This is a genomic window from Shewanella sp. SP2S2-6, from assembly GCF_031931965.1.
GTDB classification, from domain to species: domain Bacteria; phylum Pseudomonadota; class Gammaproteobacteria; order Enterobacterales; family Shewanellaceae; genus Shewanella; species Shewanella baltica.
The window spans coordinates 260,959-277,408 of sequence record NZ_JAUOEQ010000001.1; the positions used below are offsets into that span (position 1 = coordinate 260,959).

The window sequence follows — 16,450 nt, forward strand, 5'->3', positions numbered from 1 at the left end:
AACCGTATTCTAATCTAAGTTAAATAGCGCTGATTTAACTTAAATCGAGTCACGCAACGGCGTTAAGCTAATGTTTTACTATGGAATACCTTACATTACTTTTTGGGTTAACCCCTAGTGAGCCAATGCTAAACATTCTGTTCCATATTCTTTTCCATATAAAAGCCTGGGATCACTTGCCCAAGTTTTTGCTGATAACTGCGCTGTATTTGGATAAATCCCATCCGAGTAAACAATCCTTTAGACAGATAAGATGCGTCCACACTCAAGCGCGCATAGCCTTGGGCCTTAGCCCACGCTTCTAAAACAAGATAGGCACGCTCACCCAATCCCTTAGCTTGATAATCTGGATGAATATATAAGCTGTCTACATAACCTTGGTGGGCAAAATGGGTTTCGACATTGATAAAACCGCAGCAAATTGGAGAAGCTGTCGCTGCGTCTTTGACTAATACCACCCACGCCTTCGAGCGGTTTAAGCGCAAATCCCAATGTTTAGCCGATCTTGGCGCCGCAGACCAAGCGGTAAGTTGCGCCTGTGAATAACGAGCATGGGTGATGTTATGCACGCAAAGATGAACTAACTCGCTCACCTCACGGGCATAACATGACTGGTAAGGCTGGATCTCAAACTGTTCAAACGCCGTCACTTAATTGTTCTCTGTTGAGTCATAACCGCTAGCAATAGTGCTTTTTTGCCGCGTTTCGCTTAATCGAGATAGGCTCAAATTTTGCGGTTTTAATGGTTAGAAACAAAAACGGCCTCGATAATATCGAAGCCGTTTGCTTAAAGAGGCGCACAGGTTAGCGCACTCGTTACTGTTACTTCTTATCGATTTGACCGACAAATAACAGCTTATCAAAGGTGCGGTTTAAGGTTTTACTGGTGAATTCGTTCATCCACATTTGTTCAACCACAGCCACTTTATCGCCTTTACTCACTTCAGTTTGAGGACCCGCAGCCCAAAAAGTGGTGTCAGCTTCTTTAATCTGTACGTAGGTGTAACCACCACCGTTCATCGTATCAACAACAGTACCCTCGTGGGTGACACCTTGAGCCCAAGCACTTGACATGCCTAACGCTAAAGTCGCTACCGCCGCTAATTTTACCCATTTTGCCATCATGCCTGCGTTCCTTTTGTTTTGCTAATATGCTGCATTAAAGCACGCTAAAAACAATAAATCGCTAATCTCTATCACGAAATACAACACTTATCGCAAAAGCAGTATTTTTCTTAAAAGACGGGAACTTCATTTCAACAGCGGTTTTAGCATGCCTTCTAAACCATTAAGCTTGATTTCGTACATTAGGGCTAATTGCTCACCGAGTTTCCCCTGGGGGAAACCTTGCTTATGGAACCACACCAAATAAGGTTCAGGTAATTCGAGTAACTTACGTCCAGCGTACTTACCAAAGGGCATTTTTTGATTTACAGCGTCGATGAGTAGTTGCTGATCCATAAATTGTTATCTCGTGCAGGTTCATCCCGATAATCCCACGGATGCTACAACATAAGCCAATCAATGTCGCCGTTAGCTTATACAAAAACGCACACAAAAGTGACCCGACGCCCAAAGGCCAAGTTGGCATCATCGACGCACAAAATGCTCCACGCAGAACCCTAAGCGACAATCTTTAATAGATTTGGCCCTAAGTTAGCGCATGGCGCATATTGAAAACCATATTCACTGCATAAACGCTCAGACTCGCCATGGGCGGTAATACTGATACAAGTCCCAGAACTTGCGTGTCCATCGACAAAGTCCATCACTCGCTCAAGCATGATCTTCGCCAGTCCATAGGATTGGTATTCAGGCAACACGATAAAATCCTCAATGGCCAAATGCCCAGGCTTATTACCGTAAACACACGCCGTAGCTAACAGATTAGACTTAGCGACTCCCGCGCCAGCATGCTCCATTTCAGCATTGTCACTCAATCGGATAGAGACCCAAAACAGTGCCTGCACATCCGCAAGCTCAACACCGATCGAAGGGCGGCCAGCGGCACTACGCAGATTGAGTAATTCATGGAATAGCGGTGCTGTTTCAACGAGTTCAAACTTAATAGGCATAATAGTTTTGATATCCATTTGGCATCCCTTCTCTCATGGTTGAAATTGCAAGCGATTTAGACGGCAGTCTAAGAGATGATAAAGCCAGCATTTGGCAGTTTGATGACAAGCTCCTCACCAAACAAGACCACTTTCGACTGAGAAGTCGATTCTTTACACGGATTCATTAATAACATTTAGCAATATAAAATTAACATTTATACCGATAGAGAAATAAAAAGTCAGAATTCAGATTTTGTGAACAGGCATAGATTGCAACAAACAAGCCTGCAACTTGATACCACTCAAATTAAACCTTTTAAAAATAAAAACTTAAAAATATCACTCACAAATTATTCCTCAACTATTACTTGTCAAATTAACGGCACGTGACCAGATACTGACAAAAAACCATTGCTGACAATTTAATCAAAAACCGTCAAAAAATCAGCCAATTGACTGAGGTTAACATAAGGTTTACATTCGATTTCGAGCACAAAAACGGTGTGGCTCCCAACTCATCAACTCGCTGCCCAAGGGTCATCAAAAGAATTAAGGAATGCGTCATGATAGTGTTAATCGGCGGAGAAAAAGGCGGCAGCGGTAAAAGTTGTTTAGCCCAAAACATAGCTGTCTTTCTAACCACAGAATGCAATGCCTCAGTCATTATGGTGGACTGCGATCCCCAACGCACCACATCAGATTGGATCCAGGCAAGGAACAATAATCCCAAATTGGCCAGCATCAATTGCGTGCAGCTTTACGGCAAGATCCGTAATGACTTGCTCAGTCTTGAACAACATTATGATGTCGTCATAGTCGACTGTGGTGGTCAAGATAACTTAGCGCTACGTGCAACCATGTCTGTCGCCGCTTACATTTTAATGCCCTTAAGACCTAAGCGTCGCGATTTGAAAACCGTTAGCCACATGGACGATATCGTCGCGACTTGTAAGATGATAAATCCAAAGCTACAGGCTTCATTTGTGATTACCCAATGCCCAAGTTTACCGAATCAAGCTAACCGAATTTTAGAAGCCAAAGAAGTCTGTAAAACCTATGATATCAACGTCCTTGATGCAATAACCTACTGCCGTAATCTGTATGATGACAGCGAAGAGTCAGGACTATCAGTGATTGAAATCGACCCTAGCGGAAAGGCCGCAGAAGAAATCCGTACTATTGCCTGTGAATTGTTCCAAGTCGATTGCGCCGCGAGTTTAGAAGACAACCTACACCCTGCAAAGCTTGCTCAGAGTACTGGTAAAGGTCAGATGCACAATGGTTTGATAAATAATTGTTTGGTCAATAATGGCTTGCACCATCAAGCTCAACCCTCTCACCTTACCACTCAACAAAGGGGGCAAAATGGGACTCAGCGACCTCAAGAAAAACGCTATGCCATCTAGCAACATACAGCCGTCGCTTTCGTTAGATGAGTTTATTGAGGCAGCCAACTTATATGCAATGGGACAAAGTCCTAATAAGACAAAAGGCAGTCATTTCGCTTTTGAAACAGCGACAACGAACGCTAAAACCGCTGACCAAACGTTCACTAACATAACAACTGACACTGGGCTGAATCATTCCAATGTACTGATCTTGCATAAACAGAGCTTAGGGACAGAAGTCTTATCGCCAGCAAACGTTGAGGCGAAAACTCACTATCGCAAGGCAACCTTTTCACTCAGCGAAGCGGCTATTAGCCAGCTCGCGACCTTGTCGCAAGACAGCACACTCTCCAAATCGAAACTGCTCCGATTCTTGATTGAACAACATTACGAGCTGCCCATTGCCCTGAGGCAATTACGAGAACAACAGCGCCAAAACCGTTAACACTTCGCAATACTCCCACCCTTTTCCGGTAACTCAGCTAAGCTCGGGTTATCGGCTTTTTTACTCAAGAACAAAAAACCAAGATAAAAACCACAATATAATCGCGGCATAAGTGCTGATCCCACCTATCCTTAAATGTACAGAATGATAAATAAGTGTTATTTATTCACAGTGAATCAGTAACGTTAAGGTGTATTTTTTGCGAAAGCCAAACCAACTTATCTGTCTTTGTTTAAGCGCTGCGTTTCTAATGCCCTGCTATGCTGAGTTTTCATTGGCACAAATCCCGCCGCTCACGAACAAAGCGCCCATCACCTTAGTCGCAGAAAAGGGATTTTGGACCGACTATTTAACGCAAGAAATGTTGCCTAAATTCACTGAAAAAACCGGTGTAAAAGTGCAAGTGATCAGCACCGAACTCGATAGTATGTTTAATTTGCAGACCCAAGATTTACTCCAAGGTTCAGGCAAATACGACTTGCTGACGATGGAAGCTGGCTGGGCAAAAGAATGGGCAGCCAATGGCTACACAGTCCCTTTAGTCGAACTCGCAAAACTCTACGATCCCGACGGTGAAAAGGCCATGGAGAAATACCTAGAACCCTATTACCCATCGCTACTGAACATCTTATCCTACCATGGAGAAATCCATGCTATTCCCTACAATAACTATGTGATGGGTAATCATTACCGAGCCGACCTCTTCGATAATAACACTGAAAAAACACATTTTCAGAGCCAGTTCGGTTACCCGCTCGCACCAGCAAAAACCTTAACCGAGTTACGGGATCAAGCCCAGTTTTTCACCCGTAAAGCGGGCACTATGTTGGCGGATAAAATGTTAACCCACGACTTTTATGGCTTGGCGCTAATGTCGGGTGATAAGCCACATATTAACGATGAATTTTCCAGCATGATCTGGAGCTTAGGCGGCGCTTGGATGCAGCCAATTTATAATGAACAAAAAAAGATCAGTCATTTTGAGGTGCCGACTATCAACCATGAGGCCATCAAAGCCGCTAAGCTTTATCGCGAATTAATGCCCTATGCCGTACCTGCTAACGAGCAATTTGCCTTCAATGAGGCTGCCAATGCAATCGCCACAGGGCAAGCGGCAATGTGGCCTTTCGCTTACAATAATTTGTGGCATAAATCCTTCAAAGTTGTGCAAAATATTCCCGGCGCACGCCTTGCTGTGAGTCAAGTACCCGGCGGTTATCCCTATAACGGCGCCTATGCTTTTGCCGTGAGTTATGACAGCAAAAATCCCCAAGCGGCCTATTGGCTCATCAAATATATGGGCACCTATGAGGCGCAACACGCTTATGCCTTGGGCGGCGGTAACCCCTGTCGTATGGATGTTGTGACCGCCAACGAATTTAAAAGTGAATCATTAAGGACCATAGCGGGGGCATTCGAAGCAAGCCATATCGCGAATATGTTTTGGTCAACTAAGGTGTTAGAACTTGGGCATTTTACCAGTACAGCCATGGGACAGATTTACCCTGAACTCAGCCATGCATGTTATCGCGCTAGCCGCATGCCAGCTGACAGCGAGGATATTTTTATTAAATTAAGTGCAGAGATAAAACACCTCCAAAATACCTATGGAGAGGTACCTGCGATTGACAAGAAAACTAATGACAAGCACTAAGCCGCTGAAAAGCCTAAAACAAAAAATAACCTTAGCCTTCTATATCATAGTGGGCATGGCGCTGTTTAATGGTGTTGTTGCGATACTACTGTCTCAGCAACTGAAATCAGAAATTGAGCAACTGGTGGGCGTCGATGTGGTAAAAGTCACCACTGCGCTACAACTGGCAAAAAACAGTGAAAAACTCCAAATCATCACAGCGCGTCTTAATCATTATGATAATGAACAACAAAGACTTCGTCTATTGAGTGAACTCTCGGCGCAGTGGGAACGACTAATTAATGACTCCCGATTACTGACGTCCATTGAAACCTCTGCAGTCAGTAAGCAAGAATTGAATCACGCGTTAGATATTCAACTTTACTATTTACAACAGTTGCCATTACTTGGCGAGTTAACCGATTCCGCCCTTCAAGCCAATTTACAAGCGGCAAATATTCAAGCCAATTTAACTTCAATGGCATCGGGATTTACCGATGAAATGCAAACCCAATTTCACCGTATCAATGCCGATTCTGAACGTCAACTTAAGCTGAAAAATTTTGACAAGATTTCGGTGAACATCAATACCAATCAGCAATTGTCTCAATTTAGTCATTTGGGAGAACACTTATTTACCAGCCTCTCTCAAGTAAAAATTATCGACAATCTAGTTGAGCTTAACCACACCCAAAGAGAAGCGATGCGGCTACTGTTAAATATGGAGGCGATTCTCGAAGGGATTAACGGGGATACCGGTTTATATTTCAATTTGTTATCGCAAATAAAGCAGACCATGGTCGGTGAAGATAACCTATTTGAACTGTCCCGCAAGGCCATTAAAAGTACCTATATAGCCAATGCGCATTTAGAGTACCAAGCCGATGCCGCGCAAATAGTTGCGACCTATACCCAGAATCTGGTTAACCAAGTCGAAAATGAAATCCAACAAACGGGCGGCGAGCTTAAAAGTGACAGCACCGCATTTATCATATTGATTTTCTGCAGTGGCATTTTGTATTGCTTCTTCATCTGGCTCACCAGCTGGCACTTTATCACTAAGGGGATTATCAAGCCTGTGATGGCGACGCGAGATGCCATGAATGCCATCGCCCATGAAAAACTCGACACCCGTATGCCTGTCACCGATAACCTAGAGCTGCAGCAAATGGTGAGTTCATTAGAAACACTCAAAAGCTATGCGGCGCAAGTTAAAGGAATGGCGGAAACCGACGGACTAACGGGCTGCTACAACCGTCGCTATTTAGACATGCAACTCCAAAAAGAACTCGAGTATGCCAGGGATCATAATATGCCTCTGGGCATCATTTTGTTTGATATTGATAACTTTAAACAATTTAACGACAGATATGGCCATGTCGCTGGCGACCAATGCCTGCAGAAAATTGTTAACGCCGCAAAATCCCTCTTAAAACGCCCAACTGACATACTTGCCCGCTATGGTGGTGAAGAGTTTATGCTAGTGCTGCCATCGAGTCATCTCGAGGATATCTATCTATTTGCCGAACAGTTGCGTGAGAAAATCATCAGCTTAGAAATCCCCCATGAAGACTCTCCCCATTCGGGCATACTTACCATCAGCGCGGGGATTACCTGTTGGCAGCTACCGCAACTACTGGATGCGAATAGTTTAATTAATCGAGCCGATGAAGCCCTTTATCATGCCAAACTGACGGGGCGTAACCGCACCGAGGCCCTCCTCTGCCAACCCATTCACTATGCCTAACCCCCCGGTTCGTCTATCCCTTAGCCGCCAATCGCGGCAACAACCGCGCTTCTTTTTTCAGCAAAGGATTGAGTTAAGCCCTCTTCATCCCCATTAGCTAATATTAAGATAATCAGGATTAGAACAGGGAAAGTATGCTCGCTATTGTTATCACGCTTATCCTCGGAGTCGGGGCAATTGCTTGGCTACTTTCAAGTCGTTGGCGTAAAACCTTGCACCGCCGCCGGATCACGGCCAAACCTTTTCCAAAAGAATGGCGCAGCATTCTCAAAAAAAGACTGCCTTACTTCCATGCGTTACCGACAGATTTACAGCTACAGCTCAAACGGCTTATCCAAATCTTCATCGATGAAAAGGAGTTTGTTGGCTGCGATGATTTCGAGATCACCGATGAAGTGAGAGTCACTATCGCAGCACAGGCGTGCCTCCTGCTGCTCAATCGAAAAACAGACTTTTACCCCAAACTGAAACAAATTTTGGTCTATCCCGATGCCTTTATCGTTAATAATCAACATAGAGACACCAGCGGTATTGTGTGGGAACAGCGCAATGTGCTGGCGGGCGAATCTTGGGAATACGGCAAAGTGGTGCTCTCGTGGAAAAATACCTTAGACGGCGCCGCAGATCCCCACGATGGCAATAATGTCGTGATCCACGAGTTTGCCCATCAGCTCGATCAAGAAGACGGCCAAGCTAATGGAGCGCCGATACTGCAACATTTTGCCGATTACAGCACTTGGTCCGAAGTGCTAAGTAAAGCCTTCACCCAATTACAGCACAGCGCGAACTTTGGCACGCCCTCATTATTTAATTACTATGGTGCGACGAATCCCGCTGAATTTTTTGCCGTTATTACTGAAGTCTTTTTTGAAAAGCCAGAGGATTTCTACCAACAACACCCAGACTTGTATCGGGAACTGAGCCGCTTTTATCAACTCGATCCGATAAACTGGCATTAACCCATAAAAGTAGAGGCACACTAAATGCTCAAAGACACTCATGCATTCGCAGTTAAAGGTACCACTGTTAATCGCGCCGCTAATATGAGTCGCGCGACTAAAGCCAGTCGTGCCACTAATATTATTCGCATTAGCTTAGGGTTACTGCTCAGTGCGTTAATGCTCGGCGGCCTTAATGTAAGCGCACAGGCACAGGACTGGCCAATACAAAGCGCTCAAGCACAAAATACGCAAGTACAAAGCGCTCAAACGGCTTCGAGTCCAGATCAACAAGCGGCAGCTCAGGTGTTGGATTTACTCAACCAATATTCAAGCGATGCCGATTGGGATAAGTATTTTGCCCTGTACCGAAAAGACGGCATTTTTATTGGGACGGATGCGAGTGAGCGTTGGGGAATGGCGGAATTTGAACATTACTCCCGCCCTACAAAAGGTTGGCGCTATGATTTAACGGAGCGGCATTTAATCCAACATGGCGACGTCATATTGTTCGACGAGTTATTGAATAGCCCCGCCTATGGTGTCAGTCGAGGAACCGGTACTTTGATCAAAACCGATGGCAACTGGAAAATTGCGCAATACCACTTAAGTTTCCCAATCCCCAATGAGATAGCGAAACAGATCACCGCCGAGATCAAAGCCGCAAATAAACAATGATGCCGCACTCCGCCGAATAGGGTTTCGAAAGCGTACAATTTATAAAAGTGAGATTTAGATAGCATCGCTGTTTCAAATTGTTCGGTTTCAAATTGTACGGTTTAAAAAAAGCAGCTTTAAGATAAAGCTGCTAAAAGCAAACGCTATCTTAAGGACACGGTAAAACACACATTCGCCAATTGGGAGAAGTGGATAAAACTTTGAAAATCCACTTCTTCAAACGCCCTTTGTGAAGGGCCACGATCAGCGTAATAAAACCCGATCACTTTGCTGTCGATCAATAAAGGCGCCAGTAAAAAGCCCTGCCGTGATACATGCCGCGCCTGCAATTCCTTGCACTGCTCCTGCCATTTTTTGGAACTGGGATCATCCACCCAAAGTGGCGCCTTATGCTCCATCGCTTGATGAAATAGCCCACGTTTGTCACTCAAATCGATAATAAACTCTTGTTTTATCGAATCGGCATCACGGCCCAATATCACCCTAGGTTGGAGCTGTTTACGGCTGGGCGATAACAACAAAACACCGCAGCGGTCAACACCCACGCCCTCAAGAATACCTTCAAGAACCGTCTGCATTATCTGGTTAAAATCAGCTTTATTAATGGCAAAACCTGTCAATTCACGCAACTTAGCTAACTGAATATTCAAGTTAACTTGATAGACTGGCATATCTAACGGAATGGGAGGTAGATCGGGTTCAGCGGCGACAATACGTTTAGGATCGGGCAAGTAATCGAGTAACACTTTAGCACCGTATACTTCTGCCAACTTATGGGTCGCATTCGCGCAGCGTTGCATCCGCAACAAAAACTCATTTTCTTCTAGCCCTGTAAAACTCGCCGCTTGAGTCATACGCTTTGCTAACTCCAGCTTATCGAGAACGGGTTGCGATAAAATGTCGCAGAGCTTATCGGCAAGAAAAATAGCCCGAATATCTGGCCGCTGCTCCTCTGGATAGTTCAATGCTTGGATCAGCAACTCCCCCAATCCCCAATTGCGGGCAATACTCTGGGTGAGCTGCAAAAAAGAAACACCAAGGGCTTCACGGGTAGCACTTCTCTCTTCGGCGGGCGTTTCACATTGGCAGAGCGTTAAATCTAATTCTTCGGTAAATTCGCCCCCAATACTCCAAAAAGCGCTCTCGCCGATGTGATACAACAAAGAGGCAATAAAGGCTTCCTCCTGCATCTCCTCGTCATGATGACTCAACATCATCCGCGCCATCATGGCCGCTTGAAATGCTTTGGCCATCAACTTAATTAACCTTTGATAGACATTGGGCGCGAGATTTTTACTCTCCAACAAACTTGAGAGTAACTTAGCTGTAATACAGATATTTCGCACCGCATCGAAACCAAGCACTATGGCGGCGCGGCTAACGGTGGAGATTTGGCTACTTCCTTTATGGTAAATAGCACTATTGGCGACTCGAAGAATACGAGAGGTTAAGGCGTTATCGTGCATCACGCTACGCCCAAGTAATGCGAGAGAGGAAACGTCATCCTTGGCGAGCTTTTCTAGCGATTTAACAGTCGAACACAGTGCGGGCATTTCTAATTCACTGATCCGATTTGTCCAATAATCGACCCCTTTATTAGTATTGTTATTAGGCTTCAACCCAAATTTACCTTAGCAATAAAACCTTGTTGTTTTGAGTATAGATAAGCACACATATTTCGCCCGTGGTCTAAGGCTTGTTTTTACCAATCAACAGTTAATTGTTCAATAATTCAACACCTAGTTAAACCCGCCAATAAAAATGCCCGAGACAAAGCTCGGGCATTTAGAGGTTTAAAAACAAGCTGCGTTTAGGCAGTGAAGTACTGCTTAACAACACGCAACACTTTATCTATATCCTGACGGCTGACATCTTTGTGAGTCACAAGCCGAATCGTTCGCCCAGGGCTTATCAGAATGCCTTCCGCTCGACAGTGTTTTGCCAATAAATCCGCATCAACTTTAGGCGCTAATTTGGCAAATAACATATTGGTTTGTACTGCGGCTAAATCGACGTCGAACTCACTCAGCTCTGCCAACTGGTGAGCCAAATACGCCGCGTTGTCATGATCTTCACTCAGTCGTTGCACTTGCTCAGTTAAAGCAAGCTTACCTGCCGCTGCAAGTATCCCAGCTTGACGCATACCGCCACCAAGCATTTTACGCCAACGAATGGCTTTCTTAATCAAACGCTCGTCACCTAAGAGTAATGAGCCGACTGGCGCACATAACCCTTTGGACAGGCAAATCGACACAGAATCAAAGTGCGCCGTGATATCACTTATCGCGATATTCTGCGCCACCGCAGCATTAGCAACTCGCGCACCGTCTAAATGAATTTTTAATCCGCGATTAAAGGCTAATGCCTGCGCATCCGCCAAATAGCTTTGCGGGATCACTTTACCGCCAATCGTATTCTCTAAACTAAGCAAACGAGTACGAGCAAAATGGATATCATCAGGCTTAATTGCGGCTTCAATGTCGGCTAATACAATAGTGCCATCTAATTGATTCATTAAAGGTTGAGGTTGAATGCTGCCTAGGACAGCGGCGCCGCCGCCCTCGAACTTATAATTGTGGGCCTGCTGGCCGCATAGATACTCATCACCGCGCTCACAGTGAGCCATCAAAGCCAATAAATTCGCCTGCGTACCCGAACAGGTAAATAATGCGCTTTCAAAGCCAAACATCTCTGCAGCCATATCCTGCAGACTATTTACCGTGGGATCATCACCGTAAACATCGTCACCGACTTCGGCTCTGGACATGGCTAATCGCATCGCGGCTGTTGGCTGGGTAACAGTATCACTGCGTAAATCTATCATCTCGTCCTCAACTTAAGGTTTGGTTGGCGCTTAATTGGCTCAAGACTCTAGCGCCAAAGGCTTATTTTGTATAGTTTATCATCATGCTTACTAAGCATTTTACTGACTTCAAACGTGAATACATGGGCGAAGTGATAATCTGAATAGTTGCTAGAACTCATAAAAACATAAACATACTCAAGATATTGCCGATATATGTCTGTCGACGAGTCGACACGTGAGCGCGTTTCACTTGGCGAAATGCGCCTAAGTCGATAGAATGCCGCACTAAGATGGTCATGCTACAACCATGCGATCACTTTAGTAATTTTGACTAGTACTTATCGTTCAATAGGTGATTTGTAGTGAAAAACTCCCAATCTCGATGGATTCAGCTGGTAATTTTACTATTAAGTTTAAGCCTAACATCGCAAGTATTCGCTTGGTCTGATACTGACCAAGATGGCGTGCCTGACATCAAAGATGCCTGCCCTAACACAGCGCCAGACACGCAAGTAATGGCCAATGGCTGTGTTGAAGAGGTCGAGGTGGAAGCGACTGCATCGGCAGATTGTAGTACGAGCAATCCCAATGCTGAGTTCAGCGCAGATTGTCATAATATTTCTACCGCTGTGGTGTATTTTGAATTTGCCATTGCCGAAGTTGACTTTTCGCAATGGAAAACTTTAGCCTTAGTGAAAGCATATTTAGCAGCGAATGATGTCGCATTAACCTTAGTGGGTCACACGGATATCGTTGGCACGCCTGAGTTTAATTATCAGTTGTCACTTCAGCGCGCTCAAAATGTGAAACGTATTTTGGTTGAAGATTATGGCTTTAATCCAAATCGCTTTACCGTAATGGGTAAAGGTATATCTGAACCTGTAGCGGACAACCGTTCTAGCGAAGGGCGCAGTTTAAATCGACGAGTACAATTTATCGTCAATAATAAATAGTTTTAGTTAGCGTATATTTAGGGAGTTATTCAATGGAAAACCTTGAAGGTTTATTAAAGCAAGCACCGGATCTGATTGTGACTTATGGCTTAAAAGTTTTATTTGCCATTATCATTTTCTTTGTTGGTAAATACTTTGCCGGCGTAGCACAAAAGCTGGTTCGTAAATTACTGAACAGCCGTAAAGTTGATCCGACTGTTGTTTCATTTGTCGCAAACCTCGCTTGGGCAATTGTGTTTGTTTTCGCAGTGATTGCCACCTTAGGCCAAATTGGCGTACAAACCGCATCATTGGTCGCCGTTATCGGTGCCGCTGGTTTAGCTGTGGGTTTAGCGCTACAAGGTTCTCTGTCTAACTTCGCATCGGGCGTGTTAATGGTGTTATTCCGCCCTTGCCGCGTTGGTGACTATATTGAAGCCGCTGGCATTGCCGGTACTGTTGATGAAATTACTATATTCTCAACCAAACTTCGCACACCAGACAACAAGGTTATTGTGGCGCCAAATTCATCCATCATGAATGGCACTATCACTAACTATTCGGCAATGGATACTCGCCGTATCGATTTAGTGATTGGCGTGTCTTATTCTGCCGATATCGCACTCACGAAGAAAATCTTAACTGAGATTTTAGACAACAACCAATATGTGTTAAAAGATCCATCATATACGGTTGGACTGGCTGAATTAGCGAACTCTTCAATTAATTTCGTGGTTCGTCCTTGGGTAAAAACGGCTGATTATTGGACGGCTCGTTTCCAACTGCTTGAGCAAATCAAAAATGCATTAGATGCAGCCGATATTGGTATTCCATTCCCACAAATGGATATTCATGTCAAAGAATTGCCACTCAGCAAATAACTCTAAATGAATAACAAAGGTCGGCAATTGCCGGCCTTTTTTTATGGTTCTGCATCGCATTTTAGCGTACCTTAAAGGACAGATATTAGCGAAGGCACAGATATTCATGTGCGAGGAAATCCAATGCAAAAATACGTTTCATTTTTAGCCGCCAGCTGCATTTATGGCTTAGTGCTGATGAGTCCCAATGCGCTTGCCAGTGAGAAAACCCAGGTTCTTATGGGTGAAAAAACCGTCACCTTGGAAGGCAAGTTACCTAAGCTGTCGCAAATGGCGCCAGGATTCAAAGTGGTTGATGATCATTTTGCGCCAGTCATGCTTAGCGACTTTAAGGGTAAAACCGTGCTGATAAGTGCCGTACCAAGCTTAGATACGGGCGTGTGTGCACTACAAACTAAACGTTTCAACAGCGAAGTGGGCCATTTTTCCGATGACGTGGTCATGCTAACCATCAGTGCCGATTTACCCTTCGCACAGAAACGTTTCTGCAAAGTAGAAAACGTAGATAAAATCAAAGTACTATCCGATTCTGTCTGGCGTGATTTCGGTGAAAAATATGGCTTGTTGATTCAAGATTACGGCTTGCTCGCGAGAGCTATTTTCATCATAGATGCCGAAGGTAAACTCCAATACCAAGAGTTAGTTCCTAATATCACCGAGCATCCTAACTATGATGCTGCACTTGAAGCGTTGAAAACCCTTCAAGCCCAGCAGTAATTTACCACTAAAAACAGGGCAGCCTTTGCTGCCCTTTTGTTTTACGATTGTCTATCTACGATTTTTTACGATCTAATGTGTGTGCTGATCGCCATTGGCCTGATAATCAAAGGTCGGCATAGACCAATGATAACGCAGCGCCAACATCCGCAAGCTAAAACCAACGCTCAGACAAATAACCAGATTAATCCACTCGGTTAATTGATAGGCTTTTAAAACGATATACAAGCCTGCCGTCAGTAGTGAAATCACCGCATAGAGTTCTTTCTTAAAAATCAAAGGCACTTGGTTACACAGGATATCGCGGATAACGCCACCAAAGACACCCGTCACCAATCCCATCACCACTGCAATTGTTGGGCTAAATCCCAGCATTAAGGTCTTCTGCGCCCCCACGATAGAGAACACGGCTAAGCCTAAGGCATCGATAGCCAAAAACAACTTGGATAAATAACGCATCACAGGGGCGATAGCGACAGTGAGCAACGAAGCAAACGCAATCGCAATGAGGTAGTGCACATGCTCAACCCAAATTAACGGATAATTACCGAGCATCATGTCCCTTAGTGTGCCGCCGCCAATCGCCGTTGCGCAGCCAATAATTACCACACCAAATAAATCCATCTGCTTACGACCCGCCGCCAGAGCACCCGTCATAGCCTCGGCAATAATACCAATCAACCAAAGTAATCCAATAATTTGCGTCTCATGCATCTTTACTACTGCCAACCAGGTAAAGAAACAGATTCTGCCTGAGAAACCCTCAGTTCTATAATGATTTTATTTTGAATTAATCATTAGAAAAATTAATTCATCATTTAATCAATAATAGATTGCCATCACCTACAACCACAAAATAGCACTGTATAAATTGCAAACAAAATAGCCAGTTATACGTAAAACTACTTCTCACGACTATTTAGATAACTAAAATTTTTAATAAGTATTAATAACGTAAATTCAATCAGATGATAAATAACTGCAGATCATCTAATCGAATGGGCAAAACGCATAAAAATCAGCCACAAAAAAGCGGCCCTCTGGCCGCTTAATTTTCATTCAAACTGAGTCAGAACTACTTAGTGTCAGGCTTAGGGGGATAATTTGCCATCACACTTCCCACAGCTTGATTGATGATCTGTACTCTTTCTTCAGGGGTATTTTTGTCGCGAATGGTATCGGCAACAGAACCACGCCAGATAAGCTTAGTAGTTTTATTATCAACTAAATCAATAATCAGAGTACCAACTTCATATTCTCTCACTGTAGTTTGGGTCTGCATATTGCCGCCCCAACCCCATCCTGGGCCATAGTATGGGTTGTAGCCAAAATTACTATTGAAGGTATCAACATTGATTTTCTTATCGACTTTGGTCAGGTAGTTAACTAATACATCAGCGTCTTTCGCATCGACTAATGTCATGCCTTTACTCGCTAACTGACTATTCACCGCTTCTCTTACTCTTTGATCCATCAAGCCATCAAGATGATATCCAGCTGAATCGGCTTTCTGAGCAACCCAAGCATAGGTTTTATATTGAGTAAAATTGGCGCTAGGATCATAGTCCCAACCTGACTTCATCGAGCTACAGGCACTTAATGCCAGCACGGCTAAAGCTACAAAAATATTTTTCATCTTAATTTCCTCAGATGTTCAAACTGAACAAAGACAAGTATCAGAGATATGAATTTAGCTTACAGAGCAATCATCTGATCTACAACTCAATTGATTAAAAAGCAGCATCTCATTCAGCTTGACTTCAGCAAAACCAAAGATGATAATGATTATCAATTGAGATTAAGGGAGTAATGAAATGTACTGGTTTATTAGCGCGTTTTTGGTTGCATCAGCCATTTTCTTCCTTGCGCCAGAAAAAATCTCACTCGAGGCCAATAACGCTAAGATAAAGCGTCATTTGCCTGTCAGCTTACTGATTTTACCTCTTATTGTACTTGGCTGGTTGGTCATCGATACCGTCGCGAATGGCACTAATTATGCGACAGTCACCGCATTCGGCTTTGTGACTACCGCCTGCTTAATTGCGTTACCTAAGCTGCATAAATTTATTATGCCCAGCGCCTTACTGACCGCAGTGGCGCTGATCGTCATGGTCTTTATGCGCATGAATTAAAACGGCTGAAAACGCTCCCTTTTTCAAAAATATGCTTACTTCCCTGCAAAGAGTTAGCATTTTGTTCAGACCACTTAAGGATAATCCTCAAGTGGT

18 protein-coding genes are annotated in these 16,450 nt (G+C 44.1%); 10 read left to right on the plus strand and 8 right to left on the minus strand.

Annotated features, from left to right (window positions below; translation table 11 throughout):
• Positions 1–128 precede the first annotated feature (128 nt).
• The 4 genes from Q4Q57_RS01070 to Q4Q57_RS01085 all read right to left on the minus strand — a co-directional run bounded on the left by Q4Q57_RS01070 (position 129) and on the right by Q4Q57_RS01085 (position 2,093).
• The gene (locus Q4Q57_RS01070) at positions 129–650 is read right to left on the minus strand and encodes a GNAT family N-acetyltransferase (RefSeq protein WP_311889317.1); all 522 of its coding nucleotides are present in this window, start codon (positions 648–650) and stop codon (positions 129–131) included.
• 172 nt (positions 651–822) lie between these two features.
• Positions 823–1,125: a hypothetical protein gene (locus tag Q4Q57_RS01075; protein ID WP_006082493.1), complete on the minus strand. Its 303-nt coding sequence runs from the start codon at positions 1,123–1,125 to the stop codon at positions 823–825.
• 126 nt (positions 1,126–1,251) lie between these two features.
• Positions 1,252–1,461: a DUF3820 family protein gene (locus Q4Q57_RS01080; protein WP_006082494.1), complete on the minus strand. Its 210-nt coding sequence runs from the start codon at positions 1,459–1,461 to the stop codon at positions 1,252–1,254.
• A 161-nt stretch (positions 1,462–1,622) separates the two neighbouring features.
• Positions 1,623–2,093, minus strand: a complete 471-nt coding sequence (locus Q4Q57_RS01085) for a GNAT family N-acetyltransferase (RefSeq protein ID WP_107946904.1) — start codon at positions 2,091–2,093, stop codon at positions 1,623–1,625.
• A 527-nt stretch (positions 2,094–2,620) separates the two neighbouring features.
• Here Q4Q57_RS01085 and Q4Q57_RS01090 point away from each other — a divergent pair.
• From Q4Q57_RS01090 to Q4Q57_RS01115, 6 genes are all read left to right on the plus strand, one after another.
• Positions 2,621–3,463 (plus strand): AAA family ATPase, encoded by an 843-nt coding sequence (locus Q4Q57_RS01090; RefSeq protein ID WP_311889322.1) that lies wholly within the window; start codon positions 2,621–2,623, stop codon positions 3,461–3,463.
• Complete coding sequence (locus Q4Q57_RS01095; RefSeq protein WP_311889323.1) at positions 3,423–3,890, plus strand: CopG family transcriptional regulator; 468 nt, start codon at positions 3,423–3,425, stop codon at positions 3,888–3,890. Before Q4Q57_RS01090 ends, Q4Q57_RS01095 begins: the two co-directional genes overlap by 41 nt.
• Positions 3,891–4,140: 250 nt before the next feature.
• Complete coding sequence (locus Q4Q57_RS01100; protein WP_311889483.1) at positions 4,141–5,544, plus strand: extracellular solute-binding protein; 1,404 nt, start codon at positions 4,141–4,143, stop codon at positions 5,542–5,544.
• The gene (locus Q4Q57_RS01105) at positions 5,531–7,270 is read left to right on the plus strand and encodes a GGDEF domain-containing protein (RefSeq protein WP_311889325.1); all 1,740 of its coding nucleotides are present in this window, start codon (positions 5,531–5,533) and stop codon (positions 7,268–7,270) included. The genes Q4Q57_RS01100 and Q4Q57_RS01105 overlap by 14 nt, the downstream gene beginning before the upstream one ends.
• Before the next feature lie 134 nt (positions 7,271–7,404).
• Positions 7,405–8,229, plus strand: coding sequence for a zinc-dependent peptidase (locus Q4Q57_RS01110; protein ID WP_311889326.1), 825 nt, complete (start codon positions 7,405–7,407; stop codon positions 8,227–8,229).
• Positions 8,230–8,253: 24 nt separating this feature from the next.
• The gene (locus Q4Q57_RS01115) at positions 8,254–8,886 is read left to right on the plus strand and encodes a nuclear transport factor 2 family protein (protein WP_311889327.1); all 633 of its coding nucleotides are present in this window, start codon (positions 8,254–8,256) and stop codon (positions 8,884–8,886) included.
• A 143-nt stretch (positions 8,887–9,029) separates the two neighbouring features.
• Here the strand turns inward: Q4Q57_RS01115 and Q4Q57_RS01120 are convergent, their stop codons facing one another.
• Complete coding sequence (locus Q4Q57_RS01120) at positions 9,030–10,505, minus strand: HDOD domain-containing protein (protein ID WP_311889328.1); 1,476 nt, start codon at positions 10,503–10,505, stop codon at positions 9,030–9,032.
• A 191-nt stretch (positions 10,506–10,696) separates the two neighbouring features.
• Positions 10,697–11,710: a low-specificity L-threonine aldolase gene (gene ltaE, locus Q4Q57_RS01125; protein WP_311889329.1), complete on the minus strand. Its 1,014-nt coding sequence runs from the start codon at positions 11,708–11,710 to the stop codon at positions 10,697–10,699.
• A gap of 344 nt (positions 11,711–12,054) precedes the next feature.
• Between ltaE and Q4Q57_RS01130 the strand changes: the two genes are divergently transcribed.
• The 3 genes from Q4Q57_RS01130 (at position 12,055) to tpx (ending at position 14,222) form a co-directional block, all read left to right on the plus strand.
• Entirely contained in the window at positions 12,055–12,645 is a 591-nt protein-coding gene (locus Q4Q57_RS01130; RefSeq protein WP_311889330.1) for an OmpA family protein, read from the plus strand.
• A 32-nt stretch (positions 12,646–12,677) separates the two neighbouring features.
• The gene (locus Q4Q57_RS01135; protein ID WP_006082505.1) at positions 12,678–13,505 is read left to right on the plus strand and encodes a mechanosensitive ion channel family protein; all 828 of its coding nucleotides are present in this window, start codon (positions 12,678–12,680) and stop codon (positions 13,503–13,505) included.
• Between the two features lie 123 nt (positions 13,506–13,628).
• Positions 13,629–14,222 (plus strand): thiol peroxidase, encoded by a 594-nt coding sequence (gene tpx, locus Q4Q57_RS01140; protein ID WP_311889331.1) that lies wholly within the window; start codon positions 13,629–13,631, stop codon positions 14,220–14,222.
• A gap of 72 nt (positions 14,223–14,294) precedes the next feature.
• On the opposite strand, the gene Q4Q57_RS01145 is transcribed toward tpx, so the two are convergent.
• On the minus strand, positions 14,295–14,936 hold the full coding sequence (locus tag Q4Q57_RS01145; RefSeq protein WP_106649937.1) for a trimeric intracellular cation channel family protein: 642 nt from the start codon (positions 14,934–14,936) through the stop codon (positions 14,295–14,297).
• A 361-nt stretch (positions 14,937–15,297) separates the two neighbouring features.
• Positions 15,298–15,858 (minus strand): DUF4136 domain-containing protein, encoded by a 561-nt coding sequence (locus tag Q4Q57_RS01150; RefSeq protein WP_006082509.1) that lies wholly within the window; start codon positions 15,856–15,858, stop codon positions 15,298–15,300.
• Positions 15,859–16,036: 178 nt separating this feature from the next.
• Between Q4Q57_RS01150 and Q4Q57_RS01155 the strand changes: the two genes are divergently transcribed.
• A complete protein-coding gene (locus tag Q4Q57_RS01155) occupies positions 16,037–16,354 on the plus strand; it encodes a hypothetical protein (protein WP_311889332.1) in 318 nt (105 codons plus the stop codon).
• Positions 16,355–16,450 lie beyond the last annotated feature (96 nt).

Excerpts from the sequence above, each read along its gene's own strand:
- Q4Q57_RS01075 (WP_006082493.1), bottom strand. The coding sequence starts at position 1,125 with ATGATGGCAAAATGGGTAAAATTAGCGGCGGTAGCGACTTTAGCGTTA.
- Q4Q57_RS01080 (WP_006082494.1), bottom strand. The coding sequence starts at position 1,461 with ATGGATCAGCAACTACTCATCGACGCTGTAAATCAAAAAATGCCCTTT.
- Q4Q57_RS01085 (WP_107946904.1), bottom strand. The coding sequence starts at position 2,093 with ATGGATATCAAAACTATTATGCCTATTAAGTTTGAACTCGTTGAAACA.
- Q4Q57_RS01090 (WP_311889322.1), top strand. The coding sequence starts at position 2,621 with ATGATAGTGTTAATCGGCGGAGAAAAAGGCGGCAGCGGTAAAAGTTGT.
- Q4Q57_RS01095 (WP_311889323.1), top strand. The coding sequence starts at position 3,423 with ATGGGACTCAGCGACCTCAAGAAAAACGCTATGCCATCTAGCAACATA.
- Q4Q57_RS01100 (WP_311889483.1), top strand. The coding sequence starts at position 4,141 with ATGCCCTGCTATGCTGAGTTTTCATTGGCACAAATCCCGCCGCTCACG.
- Q4Q57_RS01105 (WP_311889325.1), top strand. The coding sequence starts at position 5,531 with ATGACAAGCACTAAGCCGCTGAAAAGCCTAAAACAAAAAATAACCTTA.
- Q4Q57_RS01110 (WP_311889326.1), top strand. The coding sequence starts at position 7,405 with ATGCTCGCTATTGTTATCACGCTTATCCTCGGAGTCGGGGCAATTGCT.
- Q4Q57_RS01115 (WP_311889327.1), top strand. The coding sequence starts at position 8,254 with ATGCTCAAAGACACTCATGCATTCGCAGTTAAAGGTACCACTGTTAAT.
- ltaE (WP_311889329.1), bottom strand. The coding sequence starts at position 11,710 with ATGATAGATTTACGCAGTGATACTGTTACCCAGCCAACAGCCGCGATG.
- Q4Q57_RS01135 (WP_006082505.1), top strand. The coding sequence starts at position 12,678 with ATGGAAAACCTTGAAGGTTTATTAAAGCAAGCACCGGATCTGATTGTG.
- tpx (WP_311889331.1), top strand. The coding sequence starts at position 13,629 with ATGCAAAAATACGTTTCATTTTTAGCCGCCAGCTGCATTTATGGCTTA.
- Q4Q57_RS01145 (WP_106649937.1), bottom strand. The coding sequence starts at position 14,936 with ATGCATGAGACGCAAATTATTGGATTACTTTGGTTGATTGGTATTATT.
- Q4Q57_RS01150 (WP_006082509.1), bottom strand. The coding sequence starts at position 15,858 with ATGAAAAATATTTTTGTAGCTTTAGCCGTGCTGGCATTAAGTGCCTGT.
- Q4Q57_RS01155 (WP_311889332.1), top strand. The coding sequence starts at position 16,037 with ATGTACTGGTTTATTAGCGCGTTTTTGGTTGCATCAGCCATTTTCTTC.